The organism is Brachybacterium sp. AOP3-A1-3 (assembly GCF_052378285.1).
Classification (GTDB): domain Bacteria; phylum Actinomycetota; class Actinomycetes; order Actinomycetales; family Dermabacteraceae; genus Brachybacterium.
The window spans coordinates 1-8,617 of the sequence record NZ_JBQSXM010000039.1; the positions used below are offsets into that span (position 1 = coordinate 1).

General features: G+C 69.7%; 6 protein-coding genes. 3 read left to right on the forward strand and 3 right to left on the reverse strand.

Annotated elements, in window-relative coordinates:
• Positions 1 to 282: 282 nt before the first annotated feature.
• The 3 genes from ACT3T5_RS19265 to ACT3T5_RS19275 form a co-directional block, all read right to left on the reverse strand.
• Complete coding sequence (locus tag ACT3T5_RS19265) at positions 283 to 1,581, reverse strand: ABC transporter substrate-binding protein (protein ID WP_444577296.1); 1,299 nt, start codon at positions 1,579 to 1,581, stop codon at positions 283 to 285.
• 216 nt (positions 1,582 to 1,797) lie between these two features.
• Positions 1,798 to 4,092, reverse strand: coding sequence for a family 78 glycoside hydrolase catalytic domain (locus tag ACT3T5_RS19270; RefSeq protein ID WP_444595292.1), 2,295 nt, complete (start codon positions 4,090 to 4,092; stop codon positions 1,798 to 1,800).
• 8 nt (positions 4,093 to 4,100) lie between these two features.
• Positions 4,101 to 5,486, reverse strand: coding sequence for an MFS transporter (locus ACT3T5_RS19275; protein WP_444595293.1), 1,386 nt, complete (start codon positions 5,484 to 5,486; stop codon positions 4,101 to 4,103).
• Positions 5,487 to 5,723: 237 nt separating this feature from the next.
• Here ACT3T5_RS19275 and ACT3T5_RS19280 point away from each other — a divergent pair, with 237 nt between their 5' ends.
• The 3 genes from ACT3T5_RS19280 to ACT3T5_RS19290 form a co-directional block, all read left to right on the forward strand.
• Positions 5,724 to 7,022, forward strand: a complete 1,299-nt coding sequence (locus tag ACT3T5_RS19280; protein ID WP_444595294.1) for an ABC transporter substrate-binding protein — start codon at positions 5,724 to 5,726, stop codon at positions 7,020 to 7,022.
• 83 nt (positions 7,023 to 7,105) lie between these two features.
• Entirely contained in the window at positions 7,106 to 8,119 is a 1,014-nt protein-coding gene (locus ACT3T5_RS19285) for a LacI family DNA-binding transcriptional regulator (RefSeq protein WP_444595296.1), read from the forward strand.
• 171 nt (positions 8,120 to 8,290) lie between these two features.
• Positions 8,291 to 8,617 (forward strand): hypothetical protein (locus ACT3T5_RS19290; RefSeq protein WP_444595295.1); only part of this gene is annotated, 327 nt, incomplete at its 3' end.

The following is an 8,617-nucleotide window of genomic DNA, read 5'->3' on the forward strand; positions in this document are numbered from 1 at the left end:
TTCGCCGGGGGTGGCCCAGGCCACCGTCAGCGGCGGTTACTTCGCAGTTATGAGCGGCTCACTTCCAAATGTGGAAGTGAGCCGCTCATAACTGTCTGGTAAGGCTTGGGCTTGGGCTTGGGCTTGGGCTTGGGCTTGGGCTTGGGCAGGGCAGGGCGTGCTAGGCCAGGCCAGGCCGGGCAAGACCAGGCCAGGGCAGGGCGTGCCAGGTAAGACCAGGGCAGGGCAGGCCGGGGCGGGGGTCAGGGCAGGGTCGTGGTCCTGGGGGCAGTCGTGGGTGGGTCAGCCCTCGGGCTGCATGCCGGTGAGGATCTCGAGCATCTCGTCGGCCACGTCGGAGGCGGAGCGCTTCTCGAACAGGGCCTCCTCGGCGAGACGGGTGTACTCGTCACCGAAGCCGACGCCGCTGGCCGGGGTCACCACGGGAGGCTTCACGACCTCCTTCTGCATCATCTGCGCGAAGTCCAGCGAGACCAGCTCGTTCTCGCTGAGCAGCGGTCGCACGGCCTCCTGGATCTCGGGGAAGGCGGGAATGCCGCGCTCGATCTTCAGCACCTCGGCGGCGCCCTTGTCGGTGAGCAGGAAGTTCGTGAGGTCCGCGGCGGCGCCCGCGTCGGCGGCCTTGGCCCCGATCGACCAGTACATCGACGCCTTGTTCACCATGTTCGCTTCGCCGCTGGTGCGTGCGGGCATGCGCAGCAGCTGCAGGGGATCGCCGGAGGAGTCCTGGAAGGTGAGGATCTGCGAGCTCGGGACCTGCTGGAACGCGCACTTGCCGGTCGCGAACAGGCTCTGCTCGAGGCTGGCCGAGGAGTTCTCGATCTGAGCTCCCGCCTCGAGGGCGGCGCCCGAGGTGCTGAGCGCGAGGCTGTACTCCAGCAGCGACACGATCGTGTCCTTGGAGACGAGCTCCTCGTCCTCCCGCGGGAAGAGCTGCTCGTTGTCCGTCTGCCGCGCCCAGGCGGCCAGGTCCCCGGAGCCGAGGCCGAATCCACTGGTCCCGAACTCGCCCTCCCCGGAGGACTTCCCCCACTCGGAGAGCTCCTGGCACAGGGCCTGGAAGTCCTCCCAGGTCCAGGTGGTGTCGTCGGGCAGGTCGATCCCGGCGGCCTCGAGCACGGTGGGGTTCATGCCGGTGGCGTAGAGGTTGAAGCCGTTCGGGGCGCCCACGAGGGTGCCGTCGGAGAGGCGGCCGGTCTCCAGGATCGCCTCGTCCATCGCCGAGAGGTCCAGGGAGTCCGAGACCGACTCGAGGTCGAGCAGCGAGCCCTTGGAGCCGTACGAATCGATATAGGCCTCGTCCATCTGGATCACGTCGGGGCTCGCGCCGCCCGCGGTCTGGGTGGCGAGCTTGTCCCAGTAGCCCGACCACTCGCTGTACTCCGGCTTGATCGTGAGGTCCGCGTGGTCGGCGGTGTACATGTCCAGCACCTTCTGGGTGAGGCCCGCGCGCAGGTCGCCGCCCCACCAGTACACCCGCAGCCCGTCGTCGGAGGAGGCCGCGTTGGGTCCGCAGGAGGCGAGCGCGGGAGCCGCGCCGGCGGCGGCCAGGAGGGTGAGGGCGTGGCGACGAGAGAACATGCGTGCTCCTGCAGGGAGAGAGACGGTGGCGGAGGGGCCGACGGGATGACGAGCCGACGGGGTGGGGGGCCGACGACATGGCGAGCCGACGAGGTCGAGCATCGCTGGTCACGTGGGAAGAGGTGTCGGGTCGGCGCCGAGGAGAACAGTCTCCCCGGCACCGACCCGAGTGGTCAAGCGCTTACCAGTGCGTGATCACGACTGCATCGTGTCCCGTCAGGCCAGGGTGACCCGCTCCCCGGTGCCGGTGACCTCCTGCTGCGTGCCGTCGGGCAGGACCACCAGGGCGCCGACGCCTGCGGGGATCGTTGCCGCGAGCGCGAAGCCGCCGTCGGCCGGGACGGACCACTCCACCTCGATGCGACCGACCGCCGAGTCGAACGCGCCCTTCGCCCAGTCGATGCCCGGGCCGGGTGTGGGCTGGATGAGGATCCGGCGGTAGCCCGGCTCGGCGGCGCGGATGCCGAGCACGACCTGGTAGATCCAGTCCGCCACCGCGCCCAGGGCGTAGTGGTTGAAGCTCGTCATCTCGCCGGGGTTGATGGAGCCGTCTGGCAGCATCGAGTCCCAGCGCTCCCAGATGGTCGTCGCGCCCATCGAGACGGGGTAGAGCCAGGACGGGTTCGAATCCTCGAGCAGCAGCCTGTAGGCATCCTCGATGTGACCGGTCTCGGAGAGCGCCCAGGTGATGAACGGGGTGCCGGCGAAGCCGGTGGAGACCTGATAGCCGGCCTCGCGCACGAGCTCGGCGAGGCGCTCGGCGGACTTCGGTCGCGTGGCGTCGTCGAGCAGGTCGAAGGCGATCGCGAGCGCGTAGACGGTGCCGCAGTCCGACACGATCCGCCCGTCGGCCTGCACATACGCCTGCGTGAAGGCCGCGAGCGTGCGGTCGGCGAGATCCTGCCAGCGCTGTGCGTCGGCCTCCTCGCCGATCAGGCCCGCGGTCTCGGCGGCGAAGCGGGCCGAACGGACCAGGCAGGCCGTCGCGACCACGCCCTTGTCGGCCTTCGCGGCGGCCGCATCCTCCGGCGGGGCGTCGGGATCCAGCCAGTCACCGAACTGGAAGCCGGTGTCCCACAGGCCGCTGGGGGAGAGCGCGCGCTCGACGGACTCGAGGTGGAGCACCATCCCCGGGTACTCGGCGCGCAGGCGCTCGAGATCGCCGTAGGCGTTCCACAGGGCCTCGGCGACCCACACCGCGGCGTCGCCCCAGATGGCCGTCGGGGTCTCGGTGGGCCGGTCGGCGATCGGGTCGCTGCCCTGGGAGCGGAGCTTGAGGCTGTCGGGGACCACGAACGGGACGAAGTGCAGAGGCGGCAGGTTCGCCTCGGCCTGCACGTCGATCAACCAGTTGTGGAGGAAGTCGGAGACGTCGAACTGGTAGGCGGCCGTCGCGGCGAAGGCGGCGATGTCGCCGGTCCAGCCCAGGCGCTCGTCGCGCTGCGGGCAGTCGGTCGGGACCGCGAGGAAGTTGCCGCGCTGGGACCAGATCGAGTTGCTGATCAGCTGGTTCACCCCGTCGTGCGAGGACTCGAACCAGCCGGTGCGCGGGATGTCGGAGTGGACGACGACCGCCTCGATCTCCTCGGCCGTGAGCTCGCCCGGCCAGCCGGTGACCTCCGCATAGCGGAAGCCGTGGAAGGTGAAGGTGGGCTCGAAGGCGTCGCCGGCCGGATCCCCGGACAGCACCAGACGGTCGGTGGCCTTCGCCGAGCGCAGCGGGCGGGTGCCCAGCTCCTCGTGCTCGAGCACCTCGGCGTGGCGCAGGGTGATCTCGGTGCCCTCGGGTCCGGTGACGGTGAACCGCAGCCAGCCCACGAGGTTCTGCCCGAAGTCCAGCAGCGTCTTCCCCGACGGGGACGTCCAGATCTTCTCCGGCCGGCGGCTCTCGTGGCGGGTGATCAGCGGCGAGGCCTGCTCGATGAGCGTGTCGCGGTCGAGCTCCGCGGCGCGCACCGGGCGGGGATCGCCGGCAGGGAGCCGACGGTCCTCGTGCTGGCCGTCGTAGATGGTGGCGAAGGTGATCGGGGAATCGGTCGCGGTCCAGCTCTCATCGGTGAGGACCTGCTGGGTGGAGCCATCGGCGTAGGTGATGACCAGGGCGGCGAGGAAGGCGTTCTCGTCCCCGTAGTTGGATGCGGCGTCGCCGAAGCCGAAGTCGCCGTTCCACCAGCCACGGCCCAGGAGGACGGACAGCTCGACCTGGCCGTCACCGGCGCGGACCTGCTTGGTGACGTCGAAGCGCTGCACCTGGAGCCGGGACTCGTAGACGGTCCACCCCGGGTTGAGCACCGTGTCGGTGGCGGGGGAGCCGTTGAGGGTGGCCTCGTAGATGCCGTGCGCGGTGGCGAGGAGCTCGGCGCTCGTGATGGTCGAGGCGGGCTGCGTGAGCTCCGCCCGGGTGGACAGGATCGGGGCGCGGCCGTCAGTCGGGTCGGCGGTGATCGGGAGCGCGTCGGCGAGGAGCGTCAGCGGGGCGGGGGCGGGGGCGGAAGTGCTGGTGCTGGTCATGAAGGGGTTCACCTCTCGGTCGGGGCGTACGGAGTGCTGGGGGAGAGCGTCGGGAGCGCGGCGGCGCGCGAGGCGCCGGAGGGGTGGGCGGCGGATGGATGGTCTGCGGATGGACGTGCGGGGGAGAGGGAGGAGGCGTCGCGCGCTTCCTCCGCGAAGGCGTCGAATCGTGAGTGTCGGAACCCGGCCCAGCCGCAGACGAGTCCGACGGCCACGATGATCGCGATCAGCAGGTAGGCGAGCACCGGCGTGGTCATCAGGGCCGGGGTGATCAGGGCGACGCCGGCGGCGATGACCCGCGCGATGCCGATCACCGAGCCCTGGATCGACGAGCGCAGCAGCGTCGGGAACGACTCCTGGGACCAGATCTTCATGATCGCCTCGAAGGCGAAGGCGCCCCCGATGGCGTTGAAGAAGCTCAGGGCGATCCACGGGAGCAGCGTGAAGCCGAAGACGACCGGGATGAGATAGGACCCGGCCAGGAGCACCGCGCCGATGGCGTAGAAGGTCATCCTCAGCGGGGTGTCGACGACCTTCATGAACGCCATCGCGCCGAGCATGCCCACGCCGAGCATCACGATGCCCAGCAGGGATTGCTGCTGCACGGAGATCCCCACGACGTTCACCCCGATATAGGTGCCGAACTGGCCACCGGTGTTGGCCCCGATGTTCGTGAACGTGTAGAAGCCGATCAGGGCCAGGAACGGCACCAGGAAGACCTTCTTCCCGAGCACGTCCTTGAGCCCTGTGTTCGACGCCCGGATCGTCGCCGTCCCGGAAGAGCGCTCGCGATCGGCGTCGGCCCACGTCGTCGATTCCGGGACGCTCAGGCGCGCGACGAGGACGACCAGCGCGACGATGCCGACGTGGGCGAACATGACCTGCCCGCCGAGCTGTCCCAGGCCGCCGGCGATGATGCCGAAGACATTGGCGCCGATGATCCCGCCGAACCAGAGGATCTGCGAGAAGCCGACCAGCCGGCCGCGGTTGTGATCCGACGCCGCCTCGGAGATCGAGGCGAGAGAGACGGGCAGGTCCGCGCCGGATCCGAGGCCGACGAGCACCATGCCCGCCATGAGCATGGCGAACCCGGGAGCCAGCACGAGCAGGATCGACCCCGCGACGATCATCATCATCGTGGACAGGAACACCCGACGCCGACCGTAGCGATCTCCGAGGCGGCCACCGGTGAGGGCCCCGACGGCGATGCTCAGGGTCAGCGAGGCGGACAGGATGCCGATCTGTCCCGCGGTGATCCCGATGGAGTGCTGGTAGAGCACCAGGGCTGTGCCGGAGCTGACGATGGCCGCGGCGTCGATGTAGGAGGCCATCCCGCAGATCAGCGCCACCCACCACGGATTGGGTGCAGTGGATTCGGGTCGGTCTGGTCGCACGCTGTTCTCCTTCGAACCTGGGCGGCGTGATGTCACGAGGTCACGCTCTGACCTGCACTGATCCATCACGATGTTGAAACGACTCAACACAACGTCCGGTGAGGTTAGCAAGGTCCGGGTGAGCCCCACAACCCTTTGCGGTCAGTGGGTCCGGGAAAGGGTTTACACGTTTCAACCGCTGTGCCTACACTCCAGCCACTCGGGGTCCTCGGATCCGTCGATCGAAGGAGATCGCCCATGCCCACTCGTCGCACCGCCCTCGCCCTCCCTGCAGCCCTGGTGTCCCTCAGCTCGCTCTCCGCCTGCGGACCCAACGCGACCGGGGGTGGGGGAGGCGGCGAATCAGGGTCGGGGTCCCTGCGCTTCGCCTGGTGGGGGAATCCTCGCCGTGACGAGCTGACGAAGGCGGCGATCTCGGCGTACCAGAAGGTCGCGCCTGATCTCACCATCTCCGCGGAGCCGGGTGACTGGGGCGGCTACTGGGACAAGCTCGCCACCCAGATCGCGGGCGGGGACGCGCCCGACGTCATCCAGATGGACGAGGGGTATCTCGCCGAGTACTCCAGCCGGGACATCCTCCTGGATCTCGGGACCACCGACCTGGACACGTCCGCCGTCGACGAGGCGGCCCTCGATGCCGGTCGGGTGGACGACGGGCTGTTCGCGGTCAACGCCGGCATCAATGCCCCGGTGCTGCTGGCGAACCCGGACGTGTTCGCGGCCGCAGGGGTCGAGATGCCCGATGACACCACCTGGACCTGGGACGACCTCGTCGACATCGCCACCCGGATCACCGACGCCACCGAGGACGGCACGTACGGAGTCCAGCAGTTCGGAGCGGCCGGGGGCCCACCGCTGTCCGTGTACCTGCGCCAGCTCGGTGCGGACCGGTTCGGTCCCGACGGCCTCGGGTACACGGCCGAGCAGCTCCAGCAGTGGATGGACTTCGTGCTCGAGCTGCAGGACAGCGGCGCCGCCCCGCCCGCCGCGGTGGCCGTGGAGGAGGCGAGCCAGTCCGTCGACCAGTCCCTGTTCGCCGTCGGGAAGTGCGGCCTGCAGTCGCAGTGGTCCAACCAGGTGGTGACTCTCGATGCGTCACTCGACGGCAAGGTCGTGATCCTGAGGATGCCGTCGATGACCGGCAGGGCCGCCGACGCGCAGCTCTGGTACAAGGCGTCGATGTACTTCTCGATCGCCGCGACCTCCACGAAGCAGGAGGATGGGGTGGCCTTCATCGACTGGCTCGTGAACGACCCCGACGCCGGGAAGATCCTGCTCGCCGAGCGAGGGGTGCCCGCCAATCTCGACGTCCGCGAGGGCATCGTCCCCGACCTCACGGACTCCGACCTCAAGGCGGTGGACTTCATCGAGGCCATCGCGGGCGAGCTGGGTGACCCGCCGCCCATCACCCCGCCGGGCGGCGGCGCCGCGGACGATGTCCTGGCCCGGCATGTGGAGGACGTCCTGTTCGGTCGTGCCGACCCCGCCGGAGCCAGCGCGGCAGCGGTCGACGAGGCGGCCGGTGCTCTCGGGTGATCCCGCCGCGATAAAGTCGCAGGATCATGGACCCGTGGCTCGCCGCCACGGATCGACGCCGACCAGCCGAGGAGCGTGGGGGAGTGGCCGGAGCCCATCTGGTGAGCATGAAGGACGTCGCGCGGCACGCGAACGTCTCGGTGGGCACCGTCTCCAACGTCCTGAACCGCCCGGACATCGTCTCCACGGATCGCCGGGAGCGGGTCGAGGCGGCCATCGCGGAGCTCGGGTACGTGCGCAACGACGCCGCCCGGCAGCTCAAGCTCGGCCAGTCCCGCACCGTCGGCGCCATCGTGCTGGACTCCGCGAACCCGTTCTACGGCCAGCTCGTCGGCGGCATCGAGGCGGCCGCCGAGGACTCGTCCCTCGCGGTCATCGCCGGCAGCACCGGCAACCGGGAGCAGCGCGAGCGGCTGTACCTCTCGCTGTTCGAGGAGCAGCGGGTGCGCGGCATCCTGCTCGCCTCGACCGGCGGCGCCCAGGAGCTGGTCGACGGGATCCGGCGTCGGGGCACCCCCGTCGTGCTCGTGGAGAGCGGACGCGAGAGCGTCGGCGGATCCTCCGTGGGGGTCGACGACATCGCCGGCGGCGAGATCGCCGTGCGCCATCTCGCCGAGCTGGGCCGGCGCCGTATCGGCGTGGTCGCGGCCCGGCAGGACCTCCGGCAGGTCGCGGATCGGTTGACGGGCGCGCGCCGCGCCGCGCAGGCAGCCGGTATAGCGCTCGAGGTGCTCGAGGCGGAGGACCTCACTGTGCTCGCCGGGCGCGCCGCCGGGATGCAGGTCGCGGAGCGGACGGCGACGGAGCGACCGGATGCCGTCTTCTGCGTCAACGACCTGCTCGCCGTCGGCGTCCTGCAGGCCTTCGCCTTCCGCCACCAGGTCGCCGTGCCCGAGGAGATCGCCCTGGTGGGCTACGACGACATCGCCTTCGCGAGCTCCACCGTGGTGCCGCTGACCTCCGTGGCCCAGCCGGCGGACCTCATGGGCCGCACCGCCCTCGCCCTGCTCGAGGAGGAGATCGCCGCGCCGGACGCCGCGCCCCGGCACGTGAGCTTCACGCCGACGCTGGTGGAGCGGGAGTCGACGACGGGCTGACGCCCGCTCTCCCGTCAGGAGACGGTGAGAGCGGAGCGACCTGTCCCCGATGCACTGGTCGCACGAGTACCACGTGCTCCCATGCCAGCACGTGGTGCGAAGACGGAATGTCGGTGCGTGTTCGTAGACTGCCCGAATGGACGACGAGGTCGAGGAGACGAGGTCGAGGATGTGTCGTCGTGGGAGCTCGACGATGAAGAGTGGCTCGGCGACCAGGAGAAGTTCTGGCTCTCCGAGCCGACAAGGTCGATGCGGGACACGGGTCCGCGCTGGCTCTTCAAGCCGTCGCGCCGTGTCACCTTGGAGGGGCGCGGCGATGCTCCCCCGCGGGAGTTCACATGGTTCGATGCGCAATCGGAGCTCATCGTCTGCAAGCACGCGCAATTGGTGGGCGTCCCGTCGGCCTCGATCAGATTGGCCCAGTGGAACGATGAGTACGGGTGCATCTCCCGCGATGTTCGTCGTGAGAACGAGGACTTGCACAGTGGGGACACATAC

Bases quoted from the DNA above. Each gene is read 5' to 3' on its own strand.
- ACT3T5_RS19265 (WP_444577296.1), bottom strand. From the start codon at position 1,581: ATGTTCTCTCGTCGCCACGCCCTCACCCTCCTGGCCGCCGCCGGCGCG.
- ACT3T5_RS19270 (WP_444595292.1), bottom strand. From the start codon at position 4,092: ATGACCAGCACCAGCACTTCCGCCCCCGCCCCCGCCCCGCTGACGCTC.
- ACT3T5_RS19280 (WP_444595294.1), top strand. From the start codon at position 5,724: ATGCCCACTCGTCGCACCGCCCTCGCCCTCCCTGCAGCCCTGGTGTCC.